The following is a 26,240-nucleotide window of genomic DNA, read 5'->3' as shown; positions in this document are numbered from 1 at the left end:
AACAGCAGAAGAAACTGCCATCTTTGGTGGAATTGAGATAAGAATGTGCACATGGTCTGTGAGCAAATGCCCTTCCAAAATCCTGCATTCCTTCTGTTGGGCAAGAGCGTGGAAGACATCACCAAGCTGCTTTCTCAAACCTTCAAAAAGCTTTTTCTTGCGGTACTTTGGAATCCAAACCACATGGTACTTGCAAACCCATTTGGAGTGACTTAAACTCAAGGCTCCATCCATTTGGGGCCTCCTGTTGATGAACTTTGAGCGGTTCAACAACGGAGGTCTCTTCTATTTCTGGAAAAGTCAAACTTTGGGAGTCCCCAGGCAGAGCCTGGGGTTTACCGATTTTTTATCAAGGCATGGGGCGTTAGCCCCATAAGCCGCTGGAACATACGCAAAAAGTGCCATGGGCTGTACCCTGCTTCTTGCGCCATTTGCACAAGAGAGAATGGCTGCTCCGGTGCCTCCAGAATCCGCTGCACAATGGCCTGCGCCACGGAAAAGCCCGCACACGGCCTGTGGTCATTTCTTTGGGAACCATCCCGTGCAGCAGAAAAGATAATACTCTTTTCCAGCAGTACTGCCACCCTCTGCTCATATCCCGCAGGAACATGTACACCAGCAGTACCGCACGCACGTTGCAGCAACCAGCCAAGGCTTTCCCTTACTTCATCTGGTTCACTGCCGCAGGGTATGCACATTGTCAGCATTTGCGCCTGGGAATCCAGCGTCAGGCAGTGCGACACACAGGGGCGCAAAACAAAATGTTGCCCTGGCGCAAATGTGTGCTGTTCTTGCGCCTGACCAAGCACCACTGCGCCAGCCAGCACCACACCCACTGTCCAATGCTGCATGTGCATATGCCACGGAAAGTGCTGCGCTTTCCCGCCGGAAAGCACAACCTCTGCCCTGCCGCCCTGTGTATAGTAATACTCGCTTCCGCGCATCGCATTGCCCACGGTGCACCCCCCCGCCGCTATTCCAGCTCTTTTTGCTGCTTCTTGGGCAACGACAGCCGCAATATATCATACGACTCATCAATCATTTCTTTCAGCAACGCTTCCGGCACGACCCCGTTGAGGCGCACAGAATTCCAGTGCAGCTTATTCATGTAGTAACCCGGCACAATGTCTTCATGCTCTTGCCGAAGCTGCGCCCCATAGCTGGGCTCTATCTTCAACGTAATAATAGCGTTGCCTTCCTTGTCGCTCCCCTGCATGGCAAACATTTTGCCAAACAGCATGTAGCGCCGCGCACCCCACTCTTCCTTATAGTCACTCTCACAACCTTTCTTTCCTGTACAATACGCATCAAGCCACTGGTAGTTCATAATAAACCTCGTTTTTTTCTGGGGGACGCTGTCCCCCAGCCCCCCTGCAAGGGGCATGATACCCCTTGACCCCCATTTGCGTTCATCTTTTTGCAAGGCGAAAAGATGAACGCTGATGCGGGGTTCCAAGGGCATCATGCCCTTGGCGGTGGGGGTTGGGGAGGCAGAGCCTCACCAAATTCTATGCTATTCCACAAACAGCTCGGCAATGGCCTGCTGGTTGGCAGGCACCACGCCTTTTTCGGTAATGATGCCCGCAATGAGGCTTGCGGGGGTCACGTCAAAGGCGAAGTTGAACACAGGTACACCTTCGGGGGTGATGCACGTTTCGCCCACGTGGGTTACTTCCCGCGGGGTGCGCTGCTCTATGGGAATATCAGCCCCGGTGGCAGTGCTGCGGTCTATGGTGGAAAGAGGTGCAGCGATATAAAAGGGAATGCCAAAATGCTTTGCCAGCAGGGCCACGCCAAAGGTACCAATTTTATTGGCTGCATCGCCATTGGCGGCAATGCGGTCTGCCCCTACCACTACCTTGTTCACCCGGCCCTGGTGCATAAGCAGGGCGCAGGCATTGTCGCAGGCAATGGTCACGGGCACACCGTGCTTGTGCAGTTCAAAGGCGGTGAGGCGAGCCCCTTGCAAAAAGGGCCGCGTTTCATTGGCAATAACATGAACTTTCTTGCCCGCTTCCACGGCGGCGTAAATAACCCCAAGGGCGGTGCCAAACCCGGCAGTAGCCAGGGCACCTGCGTTGCAGTGGGTCATAACGGTATCGCCATCGGCAATCAATGCAGCGCCATGGGCCCCCATGCGGCGGTTAATGGCCACATCTTCCGCCTGCATGGCCAGGGCTTCTGCCAGCCAGGTAGCGGTAAGTGTTTCCAGGCTGGGCAGGGCAAGCGTGCGCCATACACTGCGCATGCGCAGTACGGCCCAGGCCAAGTTCACGGCTGTGGGGCGGGCGGCGGCAAGGGAGGTCAACAGCTCGTCTAACCGGGCGTGCCAGTCTTCCGTACCTGCCACTTCATGGGCCGCCAGAACGCAACCAAACCCGGCAGTAACGCCAATGGCAGGGGCACCGCGTACCACCATTTCCTGCAAGGCATACACTACGTCCTGCACAGTGCGGCAGGTAAAAAATTCTTCCCGGCTGGGCAAAAAACGCTGGTCAAGCAACAACAGGGCGGGCACTTCAGGCGTAAACTGAATATGGTATTCCATAACGTTCCTTTGCAAGCAGGGGTTGTGGGGCTGGGTAATGGCATTACGCCTTGCACGAGCATTGAAGAAAAAATACAAAAACGGGCTATTTCAGGGAATGCCTGAAAAAGCCCGTTTTGTAAACTTGCCTTGCCTGTGGCCCCCAAGGGGGAAAGCCACGGGCAAGGCCGCATATCGTGGAAGCGCTTACTCTTCGGTAGCCTGTGCGTCTTCGCTGGCTGCTTTGAGCAGGTCGCCCAGGCTTTGCCCACCAGTGTCGCCACCGGTGCGGAAGTCTTTGGGCTTCTTGCGCTCTTCTTCTTCTTTCATTTGCTTGATGGAAAGACCAAGGCGGCGTTCTTCAGCGGAAACATGAATCACTTTTGCCTGAATAACCACGCCTTCCTTGAACATTTCAGCAGGGGTTTTCACCTTTTTGCTGCTGATTTCGGAAACGTGAATCAGGCCTTCAATGCCTTCTTCCACTTCAACAAACACACCAAAGTCGGTGATGTTGGTCACAACACCTTCCACCATGCCGCCCACGGGGTACTTGTCTGGCACGTAGCTCCATGGGTCTTCGGTCAGCTGCTTGATGCCCAGGGTGAACTTTTCAGCTTCCTGGTCAACGGTAAGCACTTTGGCCTGAACGATGTCGCCAACCTGATACACTTCGTTGGGATGACGGATTTTCTTGGTCCAGCTGATGTCGGAAACATGAATCAGGCCGTCAATGCCGTCTTCAATGCCAATGAAAATGCCGAACTCGGTAATGTTCTTGATAGCACCTTCAATAACTGTGCCTTCGGGGAATTTCTCGGCCACAAGTTCCCAAGGGTTGGGCTTTACTTGCTTCATGCCAAGGGAAATGCGCTTTTTATCCTGGTCAACGCCCAGAATAACCACTTCCACTTCTTCGCCCACCTTCACCATTTGGGAAGGATGACGCAGTTTGCGGGTCCAGGACATTTCGGAAATGTGTACCAGGCCTTCAACGCCGGGCTCCAGTTCCACAAATGCGCCGTAGTCCACCAGGTTGGTTACCTTGCCATTAAAGCGGGCACCGGCTGGGAACTTGGCAGTAATATCCTGCCATGGGTCTGCAACAAGCTGCTTCAGACCAAGGGAAACTTTCTGGTTGTCGCGGTCGAAAGCCAGAACGCGCAGTTCCAGTTCCTGACCCATGGTAACCATTTCCTTGGGGTGACGGATGCGCTTCCAGGACATGTCGGTAATGTGCAGGAGACCATCGAGGCCGCCAAGGTCCACAAACACACCGTATTCGGTGATGTTCTTCACGCGGCCTTTGACGATCTGGTTTTCCTCGAGGGTGCCAAGCAAATCATGACGCTTGGCATCTCTTTCTTCCTCAAGCAGCACGCGCCGGGAAACGATAACGTTGCTGCGGCGACGGTTGATTTTCAGAACACGGAACTCGAACTCCTGGTTTACCAGGGCGTCCATATCGGGCACGGGGCGCAGGTCCACATGTGAACCGGGCAGGAATGCTTCCACGCCACCAAGGTCCACTGTGTAGCCGCCCTTGATGCGGCGCTGAATACGGCCAGTACAAATGCCGTTCTTTTCCTGCACGTTTTCCAGCTGGTCGAACAGCTGCATGCGCTTTGCCTTTTCGTAGGAAAGAACGATGGTGCCTTCGCTTTCGTTCTTACGCACAACAAAGACATCCACCTTGTCGCCCACGCTTACGTTCACTACGCCGGAAGCGTCGCGAAATTCCCCAGCGGGAATCTGCCCTTCAGACTTGAAGTTCACGTCCACAAGAATGTGGTCGTCATCAATCCGTACTACTTCCCCTTTTACAATGGAACCTTCTTCAAGGTCGCCAAAATCAGGGTTAAGGTAGTTCTCCAGGGCGCTTTCAAAGCACAAATCGCCATCAAGGCCCATTTCCAGTTCCGCATTTGTTGCCATACACGTTCTCCAACCAAAAAAAATTCCCAAAATTTGGGTTCGCCTTCTATACCAGAGCCCCCCCCTAAATACAACACAAAAATAGCCCCCACATTCGATTTTCTCCTTCTGCCCCCTGCACAGGGCAGCAAACACACCAAATTCACCCAAAAATTATATTTTATTTCTGTCTTCTTGCCCTGTTCCGCCGCGGGGAAAACGGCCCACCATTCCCCCCCCTTGCCTAAGCCTGCCCCAAAAGGTATGAAACAAGAAACAGGAAGGAGAGCCCATGCGCCCAATTGCCCTTGCAAGTTTTTTTGCCATGTTATTCATCAATGCAGCCGCACACGGGGCACCTGGAAACCTTGCCGACTTTGCCGATGCATGGGGAAAAGGCAATGTAACCCACTGGCCACCCCCGGCACCCCCAGCAGCACTCCCAACAATAGCACCACCAGCACCACCAACAGCCCCCCCGCCAGTGGCAACGCCCGTGCCCCCGGCCCTGCAACCAGGGGGCGACCCCACCCTTGCCAGTGAACAACCCCCGGCAGCACAGCAGGCTGGCACACCGCAAGACATGCAACACACCGGGCAACTGCCTGAGGGCCGTATGCGCGATGCAGACGATGCCACCCCGGAAGGCACCCCTGGTGCCAATGCCCAAGGGGGCGCACCAGCTGAAGCCCCAACAGGGCAAAATGCCAGTTCCCCTGCCCAGCCGCGCCCAGGGGTAGGCAGCGTGAACCCAAGCGCCAAAGAGCTGTGGCAATTTTCCGCCCCCAAGGCGAAATAAAATAACGCCACTGCCCTGCATGGCACCAGCCAAACAAAAAGCCCCCATGTGGGGGCTTTTTGTTTGGTATACACAGCCTGTGTCTTTCGTTACGCGTTGTTCTGGCAGCTATTCAAAGCAAAATTCCACGGTAAACGAACCAGCGCTGGAGGTGAAGGGAATAACCACCACCGGGCCAGTTGCGGTGTGGCGTAGAATATGGTTTGTGCCCATAACCACTGTGGGGGTGGAGCCATGCAGGGTAAGCCCCTTGGCAGCCAGGCTGGCCCGGGCCTGCCCGGAAACCATATTGGTAAATTCACCCACAGCATCCTGCACGTCTTGCATCAGGTCTTGAATATCTTCTCCCAGCAGGGCCTTAACCAGGGCAACAGCACATGCCTTGCTGAAGGAAACAGCAATGGTGCCCTTTTTGTCCCCTGTTACCCCCACCAGGGCAGAAACATCGCCATTGGCCACCATGCTCTGCTTTACATACGGGGCACCGGCTTCCACTGTCATGCTGGCCATTGTTTGAAGAATATCGCGCGTTGCCACAACAAAGGGCTTTGCTATTTCTACATTGCTCATCATCAAATTTACTCCTGGCAGTTCTGGCAATTGGCCTGGCAGTGCTGCCAGCACACCCACCCTGCACATGCCCCATTTTTCTTGTAACATAAAACAATAAACGGCAAGCCCGCGCAAGCCCTTTCTGCCTTATGGGTATTGACAACACCAGAAACCATGACGCCAGAACAATACTGTCCGGCATATTATTTTGCATTCATAGGCACCAAAGCCTTTGCCATGGAGCATGAAATTGCCCAAAAGAAGGCTCGGTGCACTTGTATTTTATATACCCAGTTTTCCTGAAAAAGCAATGGGGCCTCTTCGCAAGCACTCTTTTTTATACCCCTTGCTTTCATATAAAACTTGCCGAAAGCCATGGGCGGGTGTAATGCTGACGGCGCAACGGCAACGTGTTTTTCCTTGAAATTCACCACACAGGCGTACTGGCCACCTGCCAATCTTTCCCCAGGCATTGCCGAAAAGATTGACCAGCTTCAACGGCACGTGCCTATGGTGCGCTGTTTTCACAGGCAAAACTTAAATGCCCCAAGGCAGTTACGCTGGGCTGCGTTGTCCGCAGCACCACGCTTCCCCTTGCCAGGGGGGCGCAAGCTATTTTTTTTCGTGCATCCTTAACCCACAAGAAGGCACCATGCTTACGGCTATCGTTGTGTATATGTGTGTTGGCGCCATTGCCGGGCTGCTTGCCGGCCTGCTTGGCGTGGGCGGCGGCCTGGTTATTGTCCCCATGATAACCTACGCCATGGCCTTACAGGGCATTTCCACCCCATACAGCCACCACATTGCCCTTGGCACTTCCCTTGCCAGCATCATGTTTACCTCTGTTTCCAGCTTTATGGCCCACCACCGGAACAAAGCCGTGCAATGGCACATTGTACGCCAGGTCACTATGGGCATTCTTGTGGGCACATTTGTGGGCAGCAAAGTGGCAACCCTTATGCCCATTGTGTGGCTGAAAGGCTTTTTCATTGTTTTTTTATATTACGTTGCCACCCAAATGGTGCTGAACATCAAGCCCAGCGGCTCGCGCACCATTCCCGGCATTGTGGGCAACTCTCTGGCAGGCAGCGTTATCGGGTTTGTTTCCAGTTTGGTGGGCATTGGCGGGGGTACCCTTTCCGTGCCGTACATGACATGGTGCAACGTGCCCATGCGTACCGCCATTGGCACTTCAGCCGCCATTGGCTTTCCTATTGCCATTGCGGGGGCAGCGGGGTACGTGTTCAACGGCCTTGGTAAAGAAGCCCTGCCAGCCTACACCCTGGGCTTTATTTACCTGCCGGCCCTGGCTGGCATTACAGTAGCCAGCGTATGCACCGCACCGTTTGGGGCCAAACTTGCCCACACGCTGCCCATTCCCAAGCTCAAGCGCTATTTTGCCCTACTGCTGTATGTGGTAGCCACTCAAATGCTTTACACCCTTGTGCGCTAACACCACGCCCCCATCCCGTGGCGCGGCCTTGCCCCGCCCCCTGCGCGACCCGCGCCTGGCCCTGGGGCTAACCCTTGCTGCCAGCCTGTGCGTGTGGCACGCCGGGTGGGCAGGGCTGTGTGCCTATGCCGCAGCCCTGCTATATGTATGGCACCGGGCAGGCACATGCCAACTCGCCCCCCAGGGCACCATGGCCCGCACCGTGCGTTTTTCCCTGTTCTGGGCAACCATTACCTGGGCCTTTACCTTAAGTGAAGTGTTGCCCCCCATGCACTGGGGGGACATTGCCACCCTTCCCCATGCACTGCGCATAGCGCTGCCCCCTGCCTTATGGGCTACCTTGCCCGGCGCTGCCCTGCTGCTGTGCCGCCTTGCCCTGCTTATGGCCTTTGCCCTTAGCCTTACCCTGCATCTTTCCCCCCACGCATTAGGACGGGCCGCAGTATGGTTTGTGGCTCCATTGCTGCGCCAAAACGCCTGGAAGCCTGCCCTGAGCCTTGCCCTTATGGTGCATTACCTGCCTGCCATACACAGCGCAGCCCACGCCGTGCGCCTTGCCGCCAGGGTACGCGGCCTGCCGGAACAGGGCTTTGCCTATTGGAAAAACGCCCTGCCCCACCTGTTTCGCCTGCTGTACAGCCGCACCATGCAGCAAGCCATGGCCATTGCCAGCCGGGGGCTGGACACCAACAGCGCATGGCTGACCCTGCCCCCCCTGCCCCGGCACGAAACTGCCATGGCCCTTGGGGTTGCCCTGTTTTTTGCCGCATTTACCCTGTAGCCCAGGGCTAGCACACGCGGCTCGGGCACATGTGGTCAATGCCGACCATGCCCTCATTGCAGGCAATGCAGAACAGTGCGTATTCCCCCAATGGCAGCCCGCAGCACCAGACAAAACAAGCTTTTTTTGACAAATGGCATGAGGGCAGGTATGGTACGCCGATGTGATTTTTTCACATGAGATTTAGCATTTATCACCAACCTGGACCTTGCATGGACATCTCGTATATAATTCTCATTGCCGCAGCCTTTGGCGGCTTTTTAATGGCTTTCAGCCTGGGTGCAAACGATGTGGCAAACTCCATGGCTTCAGCCGTGGGGGCCAAGGCCATTACCGTGCGCCAGGCCATTCTTATTGCCAGCGTACTGAACTTTGCCGGTGCCGTATTTTTAGGTTCGCACGTTGCTTCCACCATTTACAAGGGCATTATCAACGCAGAACTCATCCCCCCCCAAGTGCTTATGCTGGGCATGTTTGCGGCTCTGCTTTCTTCCGGCCTGTGGGTGCTTGTTGCCACCTACACCGCCCTGCCTGTGTCTTCCACCCACTCCATTGTAGGCAGCATTGTGGGTTTTGGCCTGGCCACAGGCGGCTATGAAGTGGTGTACTGGTCGCGCATGTTTGAAATTGTTCTTTCCTGGGTGGTTTCCCCTTTCTTTGGGGCACTTATCGCCTACATGGTATTCATGCATATACGGCGCACCATTATCCACAGTAACGACAGGGTTGCCGCCACCAAACGCTGGGTACCTGTGTGGATATCCCTCACCCTTATTCTGGTGGTGCTTTCCTTCTGCTTTAAAACACCCATTGGCAAAAGCCTGGGCCTGAACTGGAAGCATGGCATAGGCATTGCCGTTACCCTGTTTATTATTACGCGCATTGCCTGCAACAGGGTGCTGCACCGCTTTTTACCCAGCCATCTCAAGCCGGGGGAACAGGTGGAAGAAGTGTTCAAGCGTATGCAGGTGGGCACGGCGTGCTATGTGGCCCTTTCCCAGGGTGCCAACGACGTTGCCAACGCCATTGGCCCTGTTATTGCCATTTATTACATTGCCACCCAGGGGGCACTTGCCGCCAACGCCCCCATTCCCCTATGGATTCTCGTGCTGGGGGGCATTGGCATTGCCTTTGGCATTATGGTTATGGGGCACAAGGTTATGGGCACAGTGGGTGAACGCATTACCAAAATGAACAACACCCGTGGCTTTTCCGTGGCTTTTTCTTCTGCCACAACGGTGCTTATGGCTTCCAACCTGGGGTTGCCTGTTTCCACCACCCATGCGGCGGTGGGTTCTGTAGTGGGTGTGGGCCTTGCGCGGGGCTTCCAGGCGGTTGATTTTCGCGTGCTGGGCAAAATTTTATTATACTGGGTGCTTACCGTACCCATTGCAGGGTTTAGCTGCCTCGTTATTTTTCAGATACTCCGGGCCATTTTCTCCATTTAGGGTCTCATCCTGGACCATGCCGGGTACCCTGTTTTAGACAACAATACACTAGCCGCCCTTGCGGCATTCTTACCCGGCAGGTACCATGCTTGCCCGGCGGCCTGAACTGGTTCAGGTAGAGAGGTTTTTATGGCAATGCGCATTCCTTTTTTTGGGCTTATTTCCTTGCGTTCTCCCATGCTGGGCCTGCTGGAGCATTACGAACAAATAGCCAAAGGCATGGAACTTATTGAAGGTTCCATGGAGTGCTACATTACCAGCGACGGCCACGCCTGCCAGGAATTCAGTATGTTGCAAAACGAGCTGAATGCTGTGGAAGAACATGCCGACACCATTAAGCGCTATATCCGCAACCATTTGCCTTCCGGCATCTTTTTCCCTGTGGATAAGCACCTGTTTTTTACTTACACCCGTACCCAAGACGATATTCTGGACGCCGCGCAAGACAGCCTGCAATGGATTGCCATGCGCGACGTTACAGTGCCCGAAGAATTCCAGCGTGATGTTCTTATTTTTATTGATGAAGTTTCCAAGTGCGTCCAACTGCTCAAGCCTGCCCTGGAAGGGACGGTGGCCTGGGTGCATGATGAAGGCATTGAACGCAGTGAAGTAAAAATACTGTACCGCAACGTTCGGCAGCAGCACAAAGTAGTGAGCAAACTGGCCCATGACCTGCGCTCGCGTTTTTACAATTCTAAAATGGATTTTAAAGACATTTACCAGCTTATTCACTTTGTGGAAAAGTTGCTTGTCATGAGCCACAGTGTTGAAGACTGCGCTGACATGCTGCGCGTTATGATAGCCAAATAACTTCCACCAAGTTTCTTCTTTTTAAGGACAATATTCAATGACCAAGTTTTCTACCATCAAGGGATTTGCAGACCTCTTTGAGCCCGACAGCACCGTGTTCAGCATGCTGGAACAAACAGCCCTGCGCGTGTTTGGAAGCTACGGCTATAAAGAACTGCGCGTGCCCATTCTTGAATACACCGACCTGTTCTGCCGTTCCATTGGCACGGAAACAGACGTGGTACAAAAAGAAATGTTCACCTTCCCCGACCGCAAGGGCCGTATGCTTACCATGCGCCCGGAAGCCACCGCAGGCATTATGCGGGCCTACATTGAAGGGGGCTGCCCCAACCGTGAAGGGGTGAGCAAACTTTTTTCTTACGGCCCCATGTTCCGTTATGAACGTCCTCAAAAAGGACGTATGCGCCAGTTTCACCAGCTAGACTGTGAATGCCTTGGTGCCCATGAGCCGCAAGCAGATGCAGAAGTTATTTTCATGCTCATGCGCTTTTTGCAGGAAGCAGGGCTGGAAGGCCTGCGCCTGGAACTGAACACCCTGGGTTGCCGGGAATGCCGCCCTGCCTACCGCGAAAGCCTCACCCGGTATCTGGAAGGGCTGGACACAGACAAATTATGTGAAAACTGCCGCCGCCGCATGGCCACCAACCCCTTGCGCGTGCTGGACTGCAAAGAACCGGGGTGCAAGGCCTTAACCGAAAACGCTCCCACCATTGGCGAAAGCGTGTGCGAACCGTGCCGCGAACATTTTGGCTCCGTAAAAAGCCTGCTGGACGCGGAAAATGTCCCTTACGAGCTCAACTCACGCCTGGTGCGCGGGCTGGATTATTACATGCGCACCACGTTTGAGGTGATTTCAAGCAGCATTGGGGCACAAGGCTCTGTGGCTGGTGGTGGCCGCTACGACGGTCTTGTCTCCCAGCTTGGCGGGCCTGATATGCCCGGTATCGGCTTTGCCTGCGGCATGGAACGCCTTGCCCTGATGCTGCAAGAAAAAGAACAGCCCGTACAGCGCCCGGACTTTTACATTGCCTGCCAAGCGCCGGAAGCTCCGGCAACGGCAGTGCGCCTGGCCCAGCGCCTGCGTGAAAGCGGCCTTGCCGGGGAACTTTCCTTTGCAGCCAAAAGCCTGAAAAGCCAAATGCGCCTGGCTTCCAAAAACGCTGCCCGCTTTTGCCTGCTGCTGGGGGAAACTGAGTTGCAGGAACACAGCGTCACCATTAAAAATATGGACACCAGCGAGCAGGTTTCTGTTGCGTTTGATGCGTTGCCGGCCTGGGCGCAAAGTGTTTCCTAAGGAAACGCTGATTTATTCCGTTTGGCGGCGTTGCTTCACTTTTTTTGAAACAGTCATGGACGGAAGAGTCCACTCCTGCTTCAAAAAAAGCTTGCGCCTTGCCAAACGAAATAACTGCGCGTTTCCAAAATGCCAGCTAGTCATTGCATTGTTCATTTTATTGAGCAGGGACAGCATTCCCCAATACTTACGTTGAGTTGCCACACCATTCGCTATCCGGTGAAATACAAGGACCACACATGAGCCAACAACCTTCACAACATTCAGTTCAGGAAGAGCATCAGCAGTTCATTCAACCCCTTGGTGCGTTCACTCGCAGCCATTCCTGCGGGCAGCTTACCACCAATAATATTGGAGCCGAAGTCAACCTGGCTGGCTGGGTGCAGTTTCGCCGCGACCACGGCGGCCTTATTTTTATTGACCTGCGCGACCGTGCTGGCCTGACCCAGGTGGTATTCAGCCCGGAAGTTGCCCCCGCAGCCCACGAGCAGGCCCACATCATTCGTTCTGAATACGTGCTGGCCATTACGGGCACTGTGCGGGCCCGGCCTGAAGGCATGGCCAACCCTTCCATGGTCACTGGCGGCATTGAAGTGGTCGTAACAGAATGGAAGCTGCTGAACACCTCCAAAACCACGCCTTTTGTGGTGGAAGACCGCGCCGACCCCAACGAAAACCTGCGCCTGGAATACCGCTACCTGGATTTGCGCCGCCCGCGCATGACCCAAAACCTGATGCTGCGCCACAGGGTGAGCCAAAGCGTGCGCCGCTACCTGGACGAACTCGAGTTTGTGGAAGTGGAAACCCCGTTCCTCACCAAGTCCACCCCGGAAGGGGCCCGCGACTTCCTGGTGCCCAGCCGCACCAACGAAGGGGAATTTTACGCCCTGCCCCAAAGCCCCCAGTTGTTCAAGCAGCTCCTTATGGTGAGCGGCCTTGACCGCTACTTCCAGGTGGCCCGCTGTTTTCGTGACGAAGACCTGCGCGCAGACCGCCAGCCGGAATTCACCCAGGTAGACATTGAAATGTCCTTTGTGAATGAAGAAGCGGTTATGAGCATGGCTGAAGGGCTTATGGCCCGCGTGTTCAAGGAAGTGAAAGGGCTGGACATTACCACCCCCTTCCCCCGCATGCCCTATGCCGAGGCCATGGGCCGCTACGGTGTGGACAAACCCGACACCCGCTTTGACCTGCCCTTGCAGGACGTTACCAGCATTGTATCCGGTTCTGGCTTCCGCCTGTTTGCCACGGCAAAGCTGGTAAAAGCCATGCGCGTACCCGGCGGGGAAAGCCTGACCCGCAAAGAAATTGACGACTTCACCGAGTTTGTGAAAATTTACGGGGCACAAGGCCTTGCCTGGATCAAAATCCGCGAAGATGAATGGCAGTCTCCCATTGCCAAGTTCCTTTCTGAGGACGAACGCGCTGGCCTTACCGCAGCCCTTGGCCTGCAAGTGGGCGACATTGTGTTCTTCCAGGCTGGCGAACCAGACATGGTCAACGCCGCCCTTGGCAACCTACGCGTAAAGCTTGGGCACCACCTTGGGCTTATTGATGAAAACAGCTTCAACTTTTTGTGGGTAACCCGCTTCCCGCTGTTTGAATACAACCCGGAAGAAAAGCGGTATGTGGCCTGCCACCACCCCTTCACCTCCCCTGAAGTGGAAAGCATGGACCTTGTGCGCACCGACCCTGCCAACGCCTTGGCCCGTGCCTACGACATGGTGCTTAACGGCAGTGAAGTGGGGGGCGGCTCCATACGCAACCACGCAGGGCACATTCAGCGTGATATGTTTGAAGCCCTCGGCTTTACCCAGGAAGAAGCAGAAACCCAGTTCGGCTTTTTGCTCAACGCCCTGGAATTTGGCGCGCCACCACACGGCGGCATTGCCTTTGGCCTTGACCGCCTGGTGATGCTGCTGACCAACAGCAGCTCCATTCGCGACGTTATCGCCTTCCCCAAAACACAAAAAGGCACCTGCCTCATGACAGATGCCCCCTCCCCCGTAAGCGCCCGCCAGTTGCGGGAACTCCACTTGAAATTACGCGAAGAAGAAAAGAAGTAGCCTGCTATACTTTGGGGGACGCTGTCCCCCAAGCCCCCTGCAAGGGGAATGATTCCCCTTGCAGGGGGCTTGGGGAGGCAGAGCCTTCCCAATCGTACTGCTCATCAAAAGTCATTCCCCTGGAGGTTTCCCATGCGCTCCATCACCCGCCTGTTGAGCTTTGCCGTTGCTCTTTTGTTGTGTATGCCTGCCGTGGCTGCTGAGTGGCGCGACAGCCAGGAAGCTGCCAATGTATTTGCCAAGAATGGTGTTATTGGCACCTTTGTGCTGTACGATGTGGAGCACGGTGTGTACACAGGCTACAACCGCCTGCGGGCAGAAGAGCGCTTTATTCCTGCCTCCACTTTTAAAATTCCCAACACCCTTATTGGCCTTGCCACCGGGGCGGTGAAAAGTGTGGACGAGGTACTGCCCTATGGCGGCAAGCCACAGCCACGCAAGGAATGGGAAAAAGACATGAGCCTGCGTGAAGCCATTACGGTTTCCAACGTGCCAGTATACCAGGAACTGGCCCGCCGCGTGGGTTTGCAGCCGTACAAAGAAATGCTGGACGCCATGGAATACGGCAACGCAAACCCCGGCACCGTGGCAGACACCTTCTGGCTGAAGGGTCCCCTTGCCATTAGTGCGCTTGAACAGGCCCGGTTCATGGCCGCCCTTGCCAAGGGCACCCTGCCTATTTCAGCAGAAGCCCAGGCCGCCACCCGTGAAATTACGCTTCTGGAAAAAGGGGCCAACTGGGAACTGCATGGCAAAACGGGCACTGCCGATGCTGAAGACCCCAACATTGGCTGGTGGGTTGGCTGGGTACAAAAAGACGGAAAAATTTATGCTTTCGCCCTGAACATAGACATGCCCACCCCCAATGCTCCCAACCGGGTGGAGTTGGGCAAAGCCTGTTTGAAAGCGCTGGGCGTTTTATAATACATTACCCCCAGGACACAAACGTTCAGCAACGGGATTGCGCCGGGTTGGCTCACACGGGCTCACCCGGCGTTTGTACTGGCACTGCCATTGACAACGGGCAAGAACAGTACAATATGTCAAGTTGGGCAATCACAGAATCCGTGCGCCCTTTCATACCCAATCAGACCTATAAGGCAACACCATTCCCCTGCTTTTGCCAGGAGCATACATGATTCTTTATTACGGCTTGGTCCTGTTCCTTTACCCCTTGTTCCGCTTTGTGCTGCCATTGCCAGCCCCCAGGTGGGTAAAATGGCTGGCAGGCCTGAGCCTGCTTATTATTGCCCAAAAACTCATGTGGCTGCGCCTTTTTTTTGGCTCCATTGTGTTGGCAAACGTGCCCGGACCTGCGCTTTTCCTTATGGGCTGGCTGTTCATGGGGTTATTCTTTTTGGTGGTGTTGCTGCTCCTGCGTGACATTACCTCCCTTGTGCTGTTTATGGCCCGCAAGGCTGGCCTGCACACGCGCCCCCTGCCCAACACGCCGCGCATGGCAACGGCCACGGTTGGCCTTGCCATGCTTCTTTCCACCTATGCCATGTGGGAAGGCATTCGGGTGCCGGATGTGCGCACGATGGAAATTACCCTGCCCACCTTGCCCCCAAGCCTGGACGGCCTGACCCTGGTACAACTGAGTGACCTGCATGCCAGTGCCATGCTGCGCGCCCCCCGCGTGGAAGCTGTGGTGGAAATAGTCAATGCCTTGCACCCTGACCTTATTTTGCTTACAGGCGACCTGGTGGATGGCACCCCAGAACAACGCTTAGGAGACATGGCTGCCCTTACCCGCTTACAGGCCACCCACGGAATATTTGCCGTATTTGGCAACCATGAATACTATTCCGGTTACTCCCCCTGGCGTAAGGGGTATGAAGCGTTGGGCCTGCCTGTGCTGGAAAACAGCCACAAACTTGTGCCCCTGCCCGGTGGCCCGGTAGCCATTGCGGGTGTTTCCGACCCAGCCGCAAGCCGGTATGGCCTGATAACGCCCAACCCACAGCAGGCCATGCAGGGCATTACACCGGGCACATTCACCATTATGTTAGACCACCGCCCAGCAGGGGCGCTGGAAAATGCCCCGGCAGGCGCACACCTGCAACTTTCCGGACACACCCACGGTGGAATTATTACCGGGCTGGACAGCATTATCGCCATGTTTAACCAGGGCTTTGTTTCCGGGCAGTACCAGGTGGGCGACATGCTGCTGTACGTGAATAACGGCGTAGGGCTTTGGAGCGGCTTCCCTGGCCGCTTTGGTGTACCTGCTGAAATTACCCACATAACCTTGCGTTCAAGCCAGAACAAGCAGGCGCTTAACCAGTAAATTATGCCCACAAACAAACAGCCGTGCAGCACCCAAAAGCGTGCTGCACGGCTGTTTATTATTCTGTAGCAAAACTATTATCCTTGTAACAAAATCACCTGCCCCCACACATCCACAGCAAGGCCAGCCGCCACAAGCCACACCATGCCGCACACAATAAGGTAGAGCACACGCCAGGCCAGGGGCCGTGCAAACACCGGGGCCAGCAACGCACCCCCAAGCGCCAGGCAGAAAAACCACACCACAGAAGCGGTTATGGCCCCTGCCCCAAAAAAATAGCGCCCATCGCCTGCGTAGTTGCCGCTTATGGCCCCCAGCAGCACCACCGTGTCCAGGTATACATGGGGGTTGAGCAGGGAAACAGCCAGCAGGGCCAGCACCGTTTGGCGCAGCCCCCTGCCCCCGGCCTGCTGGGTGGAAACGTCCATTTTCCCCGCATGTATGGCAGAACGCAACGCACCAGCCCCAAACCAGGCCAAAAACAGCGCCCCGCCAATGCCGGAACCAAGGCGCAGGTAAGGGTTGGAAGCCACAAACGTGCCTACCCCCAACACCCCGGCGGCTATAAGCAACGCATCCAAAGTAGCGCACAGGGCGGCGCATATAATGTGGTATTCCCGGCGAATGCCCTGCACCAGCACAAAGGCATTTTGCGCGCCAATGGCTATTATCAAGCTGGCCCCTGTGGCAAAGCCGCTTAGGTATGCACTTATCATGGTCTTCCTGCAAAAAGGGTAGTTCATGGACAAAAGAACGCCAGCCGTTGCTGCCAAAAACGATCAGTCAACTTGCCCGCCAACGCCAGGGTTGTCAACCCACTGCTGAGCACCCACAAATTTGCATTTTCTTGCAAAAAGCCGCCACAAAGGGTTGACTCACGCCGCCGCCTGGGGTAGATATCTGCCTCGTCGGGATGTAGCGCAGCTTGGTAGCGCACATGCATGGGGTGTATGGGGCCGGAGGTTCGAATCCTCTCATCCCGACCAGATTTTCCCAAAGGGAACGTACGCAGGTACGTTCCCTTTTTTTGTCTTGAAAAGAGAGGAATGTCTATAGCCACCATCCCCATATTCCCAGCCACACACCCTCAAAGCAGCCCTTGCAGGCACGCCCTGGGGGGGTCTCAGTATTCTCACTTGAGAAATCCTCATTTGTTTGCGATAATTTCTCATGCTGCGGCAGGGAGCAAGTCGGAATAATCACAGGGGCACAATACTTTGGTGCTTTGGCATAAAAGATGCTAAACTAAAAGAAACATCACGCCCTGGCAAGCGTACAAGGAGCCCACAATGGACATGAAGAATTTTTTAGCTCAGGAAGTGAAGCCTTCATTTGGATGCACAGAACCAGGGGCAGTTGCCCTTGCAGCGGGCAAAGCCGCCAAGGCGCTGGAACTGCCTGTGGAACATATGGAAATTGCGCTTTCCCTGAACGTCTTCAAAAATGGCCGCTCCGTAGGCTTGCCCGGCCTGCCCAACCTGCGCGGCAACGTAATGGCTGCCGCCCTGGGTGCCCTTGGGGGCAACCCGGACCAGGGCCTTATGGTGCTGCACGGCATTAGCGATGCTGTTATTGCCAAGGCCCAGGCTCTTCTTGATACGGGCAAGGTAACAGAATCCATTACGCCTGACGTGCCCCCGGTGTGGGTGCGGGTTACGGTGCATGGGGGCGGGCACACCGCACACTGCACCATTGCCCACCGCCACGACCGCATTGAAGAACTGTACCGGGACGATGTTTGCCTGTTCCAGGCACCCCCTGCCGCTGCCCAAAGCGTAGACGCTTTGTATGAAGAAATTCGCCAGTTCTCCATCCAAGACCTGTGGCAATTTGCTACTTCCGTGGACGCTGTCGATGAAGTGCTGCTGCTGGAAGGGGCACGCATGAACATGGTGGTGGCAGACGCCAGCCAGCATGAAGACTGGGGCATGGGCTCCGGCCTTTTGGATGAAGACGGGCACGCCTCCTTGGCAGATCAAATTCGTAACGCCGCGGCAGGGGCTTCAGAAGTGCGCATGAGCGGTGGCGACTTTCCGGTAATGAGCAGCGCAGGCAGCGGCAACCACGGCATTACAGCCATTGTGCCCATTGTGGTGGCGGCCCGCAGCCTGAAATGCAGTGAAAGGCAACTGGCTGAATCCCTTGCTTTAAGCCACCTTGTGTGTGGCTTCCTTAAAGCCCACACCGGGCGCCTTACCCCTGTGTGTGGGTGCGCCGTGGCAGCCGGGGCAGGGGCGGCGGCAGGGCTTGTGCGCTTGCAGGGCGGCACAGCCGAACAGGCAGAACGGGCCGTGGTAACGTTTGTAGCCAGCTTGCTGGGCATGCTGTGCGATGGTGCCAAGGAAACGTGCAGCCTGAAAGTGGGTACTGCCGCAGCGGAAGCCTGGAATGCAGCCTCCCTGGCCATTCACGGTGGCGGCCTGCGGGAAAACCAGGGCCTGAGTGCCACTTCCCTGCATGAAACCGGAGAAATTCTGGACAAATTCTCCCACGGGCTGTTCCAGGTTATTGACCAGTACATGGCCACCATGATGCTCCAGAAGTCCGAGGCAGAGCACAAACCAACGAAGTAACACAACGATTTTGTTCGGATTTTCCTTTTCGCGTTGAGGGAACCACTGGGTACATCGTTTTTTAGGAAACGCTCAGTTTTTCATTTGGCAAGGCACGAGTTTTTTTGAAGCAGGAGTTGACTCTTCCGTCCTCGACTGTTTCAAAAAAAAATGAAGTAACGCCGCCAAACGGAATAACTCCGCGTTTCATAGCAACATAATCTTTTTGCACAGCAGGTGAGTATGTCACCAGACAGCATACACAAAGGTTCTCCGGCCTGGGTCAGCAACAGCAAAGGCAAGCGCCATATGGCGCAAACAAAACACTGGGAGCCGTTGCAGTCATTTCTGGAAATTCTCACGGGCCTTTTTTCAGTGGAGGTCGTAGTAATTGACGCCCACTGTATTTGCGTTGCCGGTACAGGCCCTTACAAGTTGGGTATTGGCCTGGCAGCGCCCAAAGACACCCGCCTTGCGGAAAGTATTCACAGCGGCGTGCAAACTGTTATGCTGCGCCCCAGGGAAGAAGGCACATGCCTGCACTGTTCGCAAAACGCCCAGTGCAAAGATCAGGCAAACTACACGGCCCCCCTGTTGCTGGAAGGGCGCATTGCCGGAGCTGTGCAAATAGTCACCTTCGACCAGGGCCAGCGCATGGCCTTGCTGGAATGCGCGGAACGGGCCTTTATGTTGGTGCGCCAGCTTGTGGACCTTTTGCACCGCACCGGGGCCTTACCCCTGGAAACACGGGCAGAAAATGCGGAAGGCCGCAACAGCCTGGACGCCCTGGTGGGACATTCCCTGGCCCTTGCCACCCTGAAAGAACACATTATTCGCGTAGCCCCCACCACGGCCCCAGTGCTCCTGTTTGGCGAATCTGGCACAGGCAAGGAACTTGCCGCCCAGGCCATTCATACAAACAGCGCCTGCGCTGCCGGCCCTTTCGTACCGATAAATTGCGGAGCGTTGCCGGAAGCGCTTATGGAAAGCGAACTGTTCGGCTATGCGGCTGGGGCCTTTTCCGGGGCCAATGCCGCAGGCAAGCAAGGGCTGTGGGAACAGGCCGCCGGGGGCACCCTGTTTTTGGATGAAATTGGCGAACTGCCCATGCTGTTGCAGGTAAAACTGCTGCGTATTCTGCAAGACGGCATGGTGCGCAAGGTGGGAGATGCCAAACTCACCCACGTGCCCACCCGCATTATTGCGGCCACCAACAAAGACCTGCGCCACATGGTGCGCCAGGGCTCATTTCGCGAAGACCTGTACTTCCGACTCAACGTTATGCCCTTGTATTTGGCCCCCCTGCGTGAACGCAAGGAAGATATCCGCCCCCTTATCATGCACTTCATCACCCGTGAATGCAGGGCCGTTGGCTCGCATACCGTGGTGGTGGACCCTGTGCTTATGGCCAAGTTCATGGAATACCACTGGCCCGGCAACGTGCGCGAACTGAAAAACTTCATGGAATACGGCATTGCCTTCAGCAAGAACGGGCGCATTACCTGGGAAGACCTGGCACCGCGTTTTGAAACGCCGTATGACCTGCTTCCACAAGAAGGAACACCTGTACAAACACCCCAGCACCAGCCGCGTTCCGGCATAACCACAACCATGGTGCAAGCTATGCTCGTGAAACATGGCAAATCTGTTCCCGGCAAACGGGCTGCAGCCAAAGAGCTGGGCATAAGCCTTGCCACACTGTATAGAATTATGGCCCAGAAAGGGAAATAAGCGGAATTGAGAACCGCCCGCAGGGCGGGAGCCGAAGCCCGAGCGGATAAAGAGCACAGAACAGGCAGAACGCACTCCCCATAATACAACACACACCATAACAACGCGCCCGGTTTCCCCTCAAGGAAGCCGGGCGCGTTGTTTGCGTCCCTGATGAAATATATCTGCGCTTCCTTAATACCGCTTGCGCGAAGAAAACCCTTTCCCCAACACCTGCTGGGTATTTTCAATAATCACGAAGGCAGAAGGGTCTGCGGCAAACACAATTTCTTCCACCCGGCGCAACTGGTAGTTGTTCACCACGGTCATAAGCACTTCACGTTCCTGCATGGTAAAGGCCCCGCGCCCATGTAGCATGGTGCAGCCACGGCCAAGGTACTTCAAAATATTGCTGGCTATCAATTCATACTGGTCGGAAATAATGAACATGAGCTTGCGTTCATCAAACATTCCCATGAAATAGCTCATTAACGTAGAGGTCAGGTAGGTAATGATCATGGAATAAATAACGTTATCTACCTTAATAATGGGCAAGGCCACCAAAAACAGCACCGCGTTAAAGGCCGTATTGAATGTACCCACATTCAGGTTGTATTTATCGTGTAAAATCAAAGAAATAACGGTAAGTCCGCCGTCGCTACCAAGGGAACGCACCGCAATGCCGGAACCCGCCCCGCACACAATGCCCGCAGCCACAGCCGCCAGAATGGGCTGTGTTACCCCAGCATTGAAGGTGAGCAGTTCACTGGCAATGGAGGCCACGGTAATACTGTAAATGGTATACAAAATAAAGCGACGGCTGAGGAAGCACCACCCCAAAAGCAGCACAGGAATGTTGAGCAGGGCGTACAGCACACCCACACTCAAGCGATCGTCTATGTAGGAAATAAGAAGGGATGTGCCAAAAATACCCCCGGCAACAAAGCCGTGGGGCTGGGCAATGCATTTAACACCAAATGAAAACAAAAGGGCGCCCACTGTCAACAGCATCATGTTCCAGGCAATGCTGGCAGGACTGTTGGGGGAGAATGATTTTTGCATATTGAAATTCCTTATGGGGCGGCTGAATGTTCGCAACCATCAGCATTGCATTGTGTAACATACCTACTGCAACATGTGGCCAATTTTGCCCCTTTTGGCTATATACCAAAAAGCAAAAAAGAAAGCGAGTAGTGGCTTGTTCCCCAAACCGAAAAAGCATATACTAATAAAAAAATCAGATACTGGCAGAAATAGAGAAAACAGATACTGCCACAATATACCATGCCCTGTGCATGATGGCTGCCGCTTGAAAAAATCGTGCGTGCCTAACGGACTCCACAACGTTTCCTTAATCCGCGGTTCCATAACCGCAACACCCAAGTGGTGCGTTACATACCTTCGGAGGTTGCATGCTTGTTCAAGAATGGATGACACAAAAAGTACTTACCGTTACCCCTGAAGTCTCTGTTATGAAGGCTTCGCGCATGATGAAAGACAACCGTATACGCAGGCTGCCTGTTGTGGACGACAACGGAAAGCTTGTGGGCATTGTTTCCGACAGGGACATTAAAGACGCCTCCCCTTCCAAGGCCACCACACTAGACATGCACGAGCTGTACTACCTGCTCTCGGAAATGAAGGTCAAAGAAATTATGACCAAAAACCCGGAAAAGGCAGCAAAAGACGATTCTGTGGAAGGCATTGCCCGGCTCATGGTGACCAAACGCTTTGGTGGCGTGCCCGTGGTGGATGAAGAAGGAAAAGTTTGCGGTATTATTACTGATTCCGATATTTTTAAACTGCTGCTGAACATTACCGGGGCAGAAAGCGGCGGCATTCAGCTTGCCTTTGAAATTGCCAACAAGCCAGGCACGCTGCGCCCCATAATGGACGCCCTGCGCGAACTGGAAGTCAGCACTGTTTCTGTGCTGACCTCCCAAAACAGCCAGGATGCCCCCAGCCGCCGGGTATATATTCGCCTGCGCCCGCTGGAACCTGCCAAGCGCGACGCCGTTATTGGTTCCATGGGGCAACGCTTCCCACTCATTTATTGGGAAAAGGGCATTTCCATGGAATAACGGCCCCGGCCGCAGCATGGGCGGGGAAAGGCGCTTACCAGGGTACGCCAGTTTTTTATGGCACAGTACACAGGCAGTAGCATACAAGCGCCAAAATTAGGAGCTGGGTAAAAAACACTCCATAAAGCCTGCGTATTTCCTTATGCCTCCCCTTGCAAATTCAGCAGGCATGGGGTATAGATAGTCTCGGTAACGCCTTACTGAAGAAGGGGTGTGCAGACACGCTCCACTTTTTTGTGGGGTGCTAGAACGGCCACTGCCAAAAGGGCAGCCATGCACACTGTGTGGGCATGGGAACAGGGTTTGTGGTGGCACGCCATAATAGAAAAGCAAGCAGTGTCGTGCTGCTGGAAAGATGCTTGGTGCCTTTCGGCCCCAGGCCATGTATGTATAACGCACCGCTATACTAGTCCAAGGAGGACACGATGGCAGATGTATCCTACAAGGGTAAATCGTTCGAAGTGGATGAAGACGGTTTCCTGTTGCGTTTCGACGACTGGTGCCCAGAGTGGATGGAGTATGTAAAAGACTCCGAAGGCATCAGCGAAATCTCCCCTGATCACCAGAAAATCTTGGACTTCCTGCAAGATTACTACAAGAAGAACGGCATCGCTCCTATGGTGCGTATCCTTTCCAAGAACACTGGCTTTAAGCTGAAAGAAGTGTACGAGCTGTTCCCCTCTGGTCCTGGTAAAGGCGCCTGTAAAATGGCTGGCCTGCCCAAGCCCACTGGCTGCGTATAAGACTTTCGCAGTACATGCTTTTCAAAAACCCCTGCTTGCAGGGGTTTTTTTATGGTGTGCTCACCGCCCAAGGCACCGCAATGCCCAATTTTGTCTTCTGCACAAATGGGGGGCAAAGGGCGTCATGTCCCGTGCAGAAGGACTGGGGGACAGCGCCCTCCCCGATAAAAGACAGGAACTACTCTTCCTCTGCCTCTGGCCCGGCCTGCTTACCCGCAGCCAGGTGCAGGCCATGCTGCCAGCGGCACAGGGCATTGAAAATATTTTTCTTGCGTTCCTTATGCTCCCGGCACAAATTCTCCACATCTTCCAGTACGCTGCTGCGCCGCGTGCCATTCATGGCGGAAGGGCAAGGGTTGCTCCACACGGGCAACTCCCACGTTTTGGCCGCCTTAATAATGAGCTTTTTTTCCACCAGCATCAGGGGGCGAATAACCATAAGCGCCCCGCCAAAAAACGGCTCCTTCATGCTCATGCCGTCCACCCGGCCACCCTGGAACATGTTCATGAAAAAGGTGGAAACCAAATCATCTGCATTGTGCCCAAAGGCCAGGTGGGTAAGGCCATAATGGGTGCACAGGCCAAAAAGACGCTTGCGCCGCAGCATGGCGCAATAAAAACAGGCCGAGCGGTTGCGGTTTTCCGGGCTGTGCCCGCGCGGGCCATGGTCTGTCACTTCCACGTGGGCGGCAACGCCATTGGCCTGCACCCAGGGTAACAGGGGGGCATGGCTGGTAACATCAAAGCCGGGGTTTACGTGCAGGGCCATAATATCAAAATGGAACGGCACAATGCGCTGCCGAATTTTGAGCACTTGCAACAGCACCCAGCTATCCACCCCGCCTGAAACCGCCACGCCAATGCGCGCACCAGGGTATATCATATCTGTTGATTGCATGGCCTTGCCTGCAAGGCGCACGCAACGTTCCTGGGCATAATTAAATGAAAGACGGCTCATAAATATCCTGTGGCAGTGCTGGTAGCACTGCGTATAGCATGGCTAAAAACAGTGAAATAGGGTGAAATGCAGCAAGCAGTTGCCTGCCCACCTGTTGACTTGCAGGCTGAAAAAGCCCATGTATTCCCTTGTGAAAGGAAGATCACACAACGGTGTGCCCTTCTTCCCTTCTTGTTGGCAGTGCAGCTTCATAGCGCGCAGCCCGTTATAAATCAAGAAAACCCTCCATGTGCTTTTTCTGCACAGCGCCCGCGCATGCATCTGCACAGAACAACCCAGACTCATTTTATACACAATGACATCACCAGCCACAAGCCATACGTCCCCCCTACTCTCCCAATCCTGCACCACTGCCGCTGGCCTGACCATTGCCCCTGGCCTGCCCTGGCTGGCCCCGTTGGCCGGGTACACCGACCTGCCTTTTCGCCTGCTGTGCCGGGAACTGGGGGCCGCCATTACCTGCACGGAAATGGTCAGCGCCAAGGGCCTTATATACGGACTGCAAGCCAAGGGAGCAAAAGCGCGTGAAGCGGCCCTTTCCGGCACGGAAGCGTTGTTGCAGACCTTGCCCCAAGACACGCCCCTGGTGGTGCAGCTTTTTGGTAATGAGGCGGCGTTTCTTGGCCCTGCCGTGGAAGAATTGCGGGCCAGGGGCTATCGCTACTTTGACCTGAACATGGGCTGCTCTGTACCCAAGGTCACCAAAACCGGGGCTGGTTCTGCCATGCTCCAAGACATTCCCAACGCCTTGCAGGTGGCAAAGGCCATGGTGCAGGCAGCAGAACCTGGCAGCGTGGGCTTTAAACTGCGCCTTGGCTGGCGTGATGGGGAACAGGTATTTCTTGCCCTGGCAAAAGAACTGGAAGCCATGGGTGCAGCCTGGGTAACCCTGCACCCGCGCTCTGCCAAACAGGCGTTTACCGGTGTGGCCCAGTGGGACGCCCTGGCAACCCTACGCACAGAACTGCGTATTCCTGTTATTGCCAGTGGCGATTTGTTTACCGCCCAAGATGCCGTGCACTGCGTGGCCCAAACCGGGGTAAACGGCGTTATGTTTGCCCGTGGGGCTTTGGCCAACCCGGCAATTTTCCAGCAATATACAGCAGCTTTGACCACTGGTGCAGCGCCACCTGCCATGCAGCCCAAGGAACTGGAAACCATTATTCGCCGCCATGCCACCCTGGCCCAATTGCACAGCACAGGCAAGCCGGGGCGCAGTGGCCTTTCCCCTGCCCTGGTAAAAATGCGCACCGCTGTGCCGCGCTATGTGAAGCAATTGTCCGGGGCACGGGCTTTACGCCAGGAACTGACCCAATGTGAAAGCTGGGAAGCCTTTGAAGCCATTATGCAACGATTCTTCCGCACAACGCAACTGGCAGGAGAAGCACTATGAAAGTACTCCAGGCTAAAACCGCAGGCTTCTGCCTTGGGGTAAGCCTTGCTCTGAAAAAATTGGACAAGACTCTGGCAGAGGGAAAGAACGTCCCTGGCAGGCTCATTACCCTTGGCCCCATCATTCACAACCCGCTGGTTATGCAGGCTTACCAGGAACAGGGCGTTCTTTGCCTGAACACGGCAACACAAGTGCAACCTGGCGACAGGGTGGTTATTCGTGCCCATGGCATTCCCAAAGAAGTGGAGGAAGAACTGCAAGCTTCTGGGGCCACCATTATTGACGCCACCTGCCCCAAGGTGAAAAAAGCTCAGCTTGCCATTGCCAAAGAAGCTGCCAAAAACCGTACCCTGCTTTTGTATGGTGAAGAAGACCACCCGGAAGTGCAAGGCCTTGTGAGCTATGCCGGGCACAACGCCCATGTGTTTGGGTCCCTCACCGAGTTGGAACGCTTACCCCTGGCCCAAGGCAAACGCTATTTTTTGGCCGCTCAAACCACGCAAGACGAGGAAGCGTTTACAGAAATAGCCGCTTGGGTCAAAAAACAATGCGGGGGCAACCCCCCTGTGCTGCATACCATTTGCAATGCCACGCGTGAACGCCAGCAGGAAGTGCTAGCCCTGGCAAACCAGGTGGATTTTATGGTGGTGGTGGGCGGCCTGAACAGCGGCAACACCCGCCGCCTGGCAGAAGTGGCCAAGGCCCAGGGCGCCGCCACTGTGCACGTGGAACAAGTGGCAGACATGCCCCCTGATGTGCTGCACGGGGCAAGCGTGGTGGGGCTTACCGCCGGGGCTTCCACCCCGGATGCCCACATTGCTGCAATGCGGCAATGGCTGGAGCAGCAGTAACGTTTTTCACGCAGGCAG

General features: G+C 55.1%; 24 protein-coding genes and 1 tRNA gene. 16 read left to right on the top strand and 9 right to left on the bottom strand.

Going from position 1 to position 26,240, the window contains the following annotated elements:
• The 5 genes from tnpA to G497_RS0107765 all read right to left on the bottom strand — a co-directional run.
• Positions 1-234: IS200/IS605 family transposase (gene tnpA, locus G497_RS19825; protein ID WP_027187536.1), on the bottom strand; the 234-nt coding region annotated here is incomplete at its 3' end.
• A gap of 101 nt (positions 235-335) precedes the next feature.
• Complete coding sequence (locus G497_RS0107785; protein WP_169726984.1) at positions 336-851, bottom strand: AraC family transcriptional regulator; 516 nt, start codon at positions 849-851, stop codon at positions 336-338.
• A 122-nt stretch (positions 852-973) separates the two neighbouring features.
• Positions 974-1,327 carry an MmcQ/YjbR family DNA-binding protein gene (locus G497_RS0107780; RefSeq protein ID WP_027187722.1) on the bottom strand — a complete coding sequence of 118 codons (354 nt, stop codon included), beginning with the start codon at positions 1,325-1,327 and terminating at the stop codon, positions 974-976.
• A gap of 186 nt (positions 1,328-1,513) precedes the next feature.
• Positions 1,514-2,548: an S-methyl-5-thioribose-1-phosphate isomerase gene (gene mtnA / locus G497_RS0107775; protein WP_027187721.1), complete on the bottom strand. Its 1,035-nt coding sequence runs from the start codon at positions 2,546-2,548 to the stop codon at positions 1,514-1,516.
• A 186-nt stretch (positions 2,549-2,734) separates the two neighbouring features.
• Positions 2,735-4,462: a 30S ribosomal protein S1 gene (locus tag G497_RS0107765; protein WP_027187720.1), complete on the bottom strand. Its 1,728-nt coding sequence runs from the start codon at positions 4,460-4,462 to the stop codon at positions 2,735-2,737.
• 271 nt (positions 4,463-4,733) lie between these two features.
• Here G497_RS0107765 and G497_RS0107760 point away from each other — a divergent pair, with 271 nt between their 5' ends.
• Positions 4,734-5,240 carry a hypothetical protein gene (locus tag G497_RS0107760; protein ID WP_027187719.1) on the top strand — a complete coding sequence of 169 codons (507 nt, stop codon included), beginning with the start codon at positions 4,734-4,736 and terminating at the stop codon, positions 5,238-5,240.
• A gap of 108 nt (positions 5,241-5,348) precedes the next feature.
• On the opposite strand, the gene G497_RS0107755 is transcribed toward G497_RS0107760, so the two are convergent.
• A complete protein-coding gene (locus tag G497_RS0107755) occupies positions 5,349-5,813 on the bottom strand; it encodes a chemotaxis protein CheX (protein ID WP_034637205.1) in 465 nt (154 codons plus the stop codon).
• Between the two features lie 631 nt (positions 5,814-6,444).
• On the opposite strand from G497_RS0107755, the gene G497_RS0107745 reads away from it, so the two are divergent.
• The 8 genes from G497_RS0107745 (at position 6,445) to G497_RS0107710 (ending at position 15,934) form a co-directional block, all read left to right on the top strand.
• A complete protein-coding gene (locus G497_RS0107745) occupies positions 6,445-7,245 on the top strand; it encodes a sulfite exporter TauE/SafE family protein (protein ID WP_027187716.1) in 801 nt (266 codons plus the stop codon).
• Positions 7,246-7,273: 28 nt separating this feature from the next.
• On the top strand, positions 7,274-8,026 hold the full coding sequence (locus G497_RS19120; RefSeq protein ID WP_051257955.1) for an energy-coupling factor transporter transmembrane component T family protein: 753 nt from the start codon (positions 7,274-7,276) through the stop codon (positions 8,024-8,026).
• A gap of 212 nt (positions 8,027-8,238) precedes the next feature.
• Entirely contained in the window at positions 8,239-9,474 is a 1,236-nt protein-coding gene (locus G497_RS0107735) for an inorganic phosphate transporter (RefSeq protein ID WP_027187715.1), read from the top strand.
• Positions 9,475-9,603: 129 nt separating this feature from the next.
• Positions 9,604-10,284 carry a DUF47 domain-containing protein gene (locus G497_RS0107730; RefSeq protein ID WP_027187714.1) on the top strand — a complete coding sequence of 227 codons (681 nt, stop codon included), beginning with the start codon at positions 9,604-9,606 and terminating at the stop codon, positions 10,282-10,284.
• 37 nt (positions 10,285-10,321) lie between these two features.
• The gene (hisS, locus tag G497_RS0107725; RefSeq protein WP_027187713.1) at positions 10,322-11,578 is read left to right on the top strand and encodes a histidine--tRNA ligase; all 1,257 of its coding nucleotides are present in this window, start codon (positions 10,322-10,324) and stop codon (positions 11,576-11,578) included.
• 239 nt (positions 11,579-11,817) lie between these two features.
• Complete coding sequence (aspS, locus tag G497_RS0107720) at positions 11,818-13,644, top strand: aspartate--tRNA ligase (protein WP_027187712.1); 1,827 nt, start codon at positions 11,818-11,820, stop codon at positions 13,642-13,644.
• 132 nt (positions 13,645-13,776) lie between these two features.
• Positions 13,777-14,568, top strand: a complete 792-nt coding sequence (gene blaOXA / locus G497_RS0107715; protein ID WP_034637188.1) for a class D beta-lactamase — start codon at positions 13,777-13,779, stop codon at positions 14,566-14,568.
• Positions 14,569-14,779: 211 nt separating this feature from the next.
• Positions 14,780-15,934: a metallophosphoesterase gene (locus G497_RS0107710; protein WP_027187710.1), complete on the top strand. Its 1,155-nt coding sequence runs from the start codon at positions 14,780-14,782 to the stop codon at positions 15,932-15,934.
• Between the two features lie 77 nt (positions 15,935-16,011).
• On the opposite strand, the gene G497_RS17295 is transcribed toward G497_RS0107710, so the two are convergent.
• The gene (locus G497_RS17295; RefSeq protein ID WP_051257954.1) at positions 16,012-16,650 is read right to left on the bottom strand and encodes a LysE/ArgO family amino acid transporter; all 639 of its coding nucleotides are present in this window, start codon (positions 16,648-16,650) and stop codon (positions 16,012-16,014) included.
• A gap of 193 nt (positions 16,651-16,843) precedes the next feature.
• Here G497_RS17295 and G497_RS0107695 point away from each other — a divergent pair.
• The 3 genes from G497_RS0107695 (at position 16,844) to G497_RS19115 (ending at position 20,217) form a co-directional block, all read left to right on the top strand.
• Positions 16,844-16,920: transfer RNA gene (locus G497_RS0107695), tRNA-Pro, on the top strand.
• Between the two features lie 303 nt (positions 16,921-17,223).
• Entirely contained in the window at positions 17,224-18,507 is a 1,284-nt protein-coding gene (locus G497_RS17290; RefSeq protein ID WP_051257953.1) for an L-serine ammonia-lyase, iron-sulfur-dependent, subunit alpha, read from the top strand.
• Positions 18,508-18,729: 222 nt separating this feature from the next.
• Complete coding sequence (locus G497_RS19115) at positions 18,730-20,217, top strand: sigma-54 interaction domain-containing protein (RefSeq protein WP_051257952.1); 1,488 nt, start codon at positions 18,730-18,732, stop codon at positions 20,215-20,217.
• Positions 20,218-20,391: 174 nt separating this feature from the next.
• Here G497_RS19115 and G497_RS0107680 read toward each other — a convergent pair whose 3' ends face one another.
• A complete protein-coding gene (locus G497_RS0107680; RefSeq protein ID WP_027187708.1) occupies positions 20,392-21,258 on the bottom strand; it encodes a YitT family protein in 867 nt (288 codons plus the stop codon).
• Positions 21,259-21,608: 350 nt separating this feature from the next.
• Here G497_RS0107680 and G497_RS0107670 point away from each other — a divergent pair, with 350 nt between their 5' ends.
• Positions 21,609-22,277, top strand: a complete 669-nt coding sequence (locus G497_RS0107670) for a CBS and ACT domain-containing protein (protein WP_027187706.1) — start codon at positions 21,609-21,611, stop codon at positions 22,275-22,277.
• Positions 22,278-22,702: 425 nt separating this feature from the next.
• Positions 22,703-23,020: a TusE/DsrC/DsvC family sulfur relay protein gene (locus G497_RS0107655; RefSeq protein WP_027187705.1), complete on the top strand. Its 318-nt coding sequence runs from the start codon at positions 22,703-22,705 to the stop codon at positions 23,018-23,020.
• 178 nt (positions 23,021-23,198) lie between these two features.
• Here the strand turns inward: G497_RS0107655 and G497_RS0107650 are convergent, their stop codons facing one another.
• A complete protein-coding gene (locus G497_RS0107650; RefSeq protein ID WP_027187704.1) occupies positions 23,199-23,978 on the bottom strand; it encodes a tRNA lysidine(34) synthetase in 780 nt (259 codons plus the stop codon).
• A gap of 295 nt (positions 23,979-24,273) precedes the next feature.
• Here G497_RS0107650 and G497_RS0107640 point away from each other — a divergent pair, with 295 nt between their 5' ends.
• Both G497_RS0107640 and ispH read left to right on the top strand, forming a co-directional pair.
• Entirely contained in the window at positions 24,274-25,371 is a 1,098-nt protein-coding gene (locus G497_RS0107640; protein WP_084516111.1) for a tRNA dihydrouridine synthase, read from the top strand.
• Complete coding sequence (ispH, locus tag G497_RS0107635; protein WP_027187702.1) at positions 25,368-26,222, top strand: 4-hydroxy-3-methylbut-2-enyl diphosphate reductase; 855 nt, start codon at positions 25,368-25,370, stop codon at positions 26,220-26,222. Before G497_RS0107640 ends, ispH begins: the two co-directional genes overlap by 4 nt.
• Positions 26,223-26,240: the final 18 nt, after the last annotated feature.

Source organism: Desulfovibrio cuneatus DSM 11391 (assembly GCF_000430005.1).
GTDB lineage: Bacteria > Desulfobacterota > Desulfovibrionia > Desulfovibrionales > Desulfovibrionaceae > Frigididesulfovibrio > Frigididesulfovibrio cuneatus.
Note: the sequence above shows the minus strand (reverse complement) of the source record. Positions and strands in the feature narration are given on the sequence as shown.

What these genes read in the sequence shown, in the direction of transcription:
- G497_RS0107785 (WP_169726984.1), bottom strand. Translation starts at nt 851, where the DNA reads ATGCAGCATTGGACAGTGGGTGTGGTGCTGGCTGGCGCAGTGGTGCTT.
- G497_RS0107780 (WP_027187722.1), bottom strand. Translation starts at nt 1,327, where the DNA reads ATGAACTACCAGTGGCTTGATGCGTATTGTACAGGAAAGAAAGGTTGT.
- mtnA (WP_027187721.1), bottom strand. Translation starts at nt 2,548, where the DNA reads ATGGAATACCATATTCAGTTTACGCCTGAAGTGCCCGCCCTGTTGTTG.
- G497_RS0107765 (WP_027187720.1), bottom strand. Translation starts at nt 4,462, where the DNA reads ATGGCAACAAATGCGGAACTGGAAATGGGCCTTGATGGCGATTTGTGC.
- G497_RS0107760 (WP_027187719.1), top strand. Translation starts at nt 4,734, where the DNA reads ATGCGCCCAATTGCCCTTGCAAGTTTTTTTGCCATGTTATTCATCAAT.
- G497_RS0107755 (WP_034637205.1), bottom strand. Translation starts at nt 5,813, where the DNA reads ATGATGAGCAATGTAGAAATAGCAAAGCCCTTTGTTGTGGCAACGCGC.
- G497_RS0107745 (WP_027187716.1), top strand. Translation starts at nt 6,445, where the DNA reads ATGCTTACGGCTATCGTTGTGTATATGTGTGTTGGCGCCATTGCCGGG.
- G497_RS0107735 (WP_027187715.1), top strand. Translation starts at nt 8,239, where the DNA reads ATGGACATCTCGTATATAATTCTCATTGCCGCAGCCTTTGGCGGCTTT.
- G497_RS0107730 (WP_027187714.1), top strand. Translation starts at nt 9,604, where the DNA reads ATGGCAATGCGCATTCCTTTTTTTGGGCTTATTTCCTTGCGTTCTCCC.
- hisS (WP_027187713.1), top strand. Translation starts at nt 10,322, where the DNA reads ATGACCAAGTTTTCTACCATCAAGGGATTTGCAGACCTCTTTGAGCCC.
- aspS (WP_027187712.1), top strand. Translation starts at nt 11,818, where the DNA reads ATGAGCCAACAACCTTCACAACATTCAGTTCAGGAAGAGCATCAGCAG.
- blaOXA (WP_034637188.1), top strand. Translation starts at nt 13,777, where the DNA reads ATGCGCTCCATCACCCGCCTGTTGAGCTTTGCCGTTGCTCTTTTGTTG.
- G497_RS0107710 (WP_027187710.1), top strand. Translation starts at nt 14,780, where the DNA reads ATGATTCTTTATTACGGCTTGGTCCTGTTCCTTTACCCCTTGTTCCGC.
- G497_RS17295 (WP_051257954.1), bottom strand. Translation starts at nt 16,650, where the DNA reads ATGATAAGTGCATACCTAAGCGGCTTTGCCACAGGGGCCAGCTTGATA.
- G497_RS17290 (WP_051257953.1), top strand. Translation starts at nt 17,224, where the DNA reads ATGGACATGAAGAATTTTTTAGCTCAGGAAGTGAAGCCTTCATTTGGA.
- G497_RS19115 (WP_051257952.1), top strand. Translation starts at nt 18,730, where the DNA reads ATGTCACCAGACAGCATACACAAAGGTTCTCCGGCCTGGGTCAGCAAC.
- G497_RS0107680 (WP_027187708.1), bottom strand. Translation starts at nt 21,258, where the DNA reads ATGCAAAAATCATTCTCCCCCAACAGTCCTGCCAGCATTGCCTGGAAC.
- G497_RS0107670 (WP_027187706.1), top strand. Translation starts at nt 21,609, where the DNA reads ATGCTTGTTCAAGAATGGATGACACAAAAAGTACTTACCGTTACCCCT.
- G497_RS0107655 (WP_027187705.1), top strand. Translation starts at nt 22,703, where the DNA reads ATGGCAGATGTATCCTACAAGGGTAAATCGTTCGAAGTGGATGAAGAC.
- G497_RS0107650 (WP_027187704.1), bottom strand. Translation starts at nt 23,978, where the DNA reads ATGAGCCGTCTTTCATTTAATTATGCCCAGGAACGTTGCGTGCGCCTT.
- G497_RS0107640 (WP_084516111.1), top strand. Translation starts at nt 24,274, where the DNA reads ATGACATCACCAGCCACAAGCCATACGTCCCCCCTACTCTCCCAATCC.
- ispH (WP_027187702.1), top strand. Translation starts at nt 25,368, where the DNA reads ATGAAAGTACTCCAGGCTAAAACCGCAGGCTTCTGCCTTGGGGTAAGC.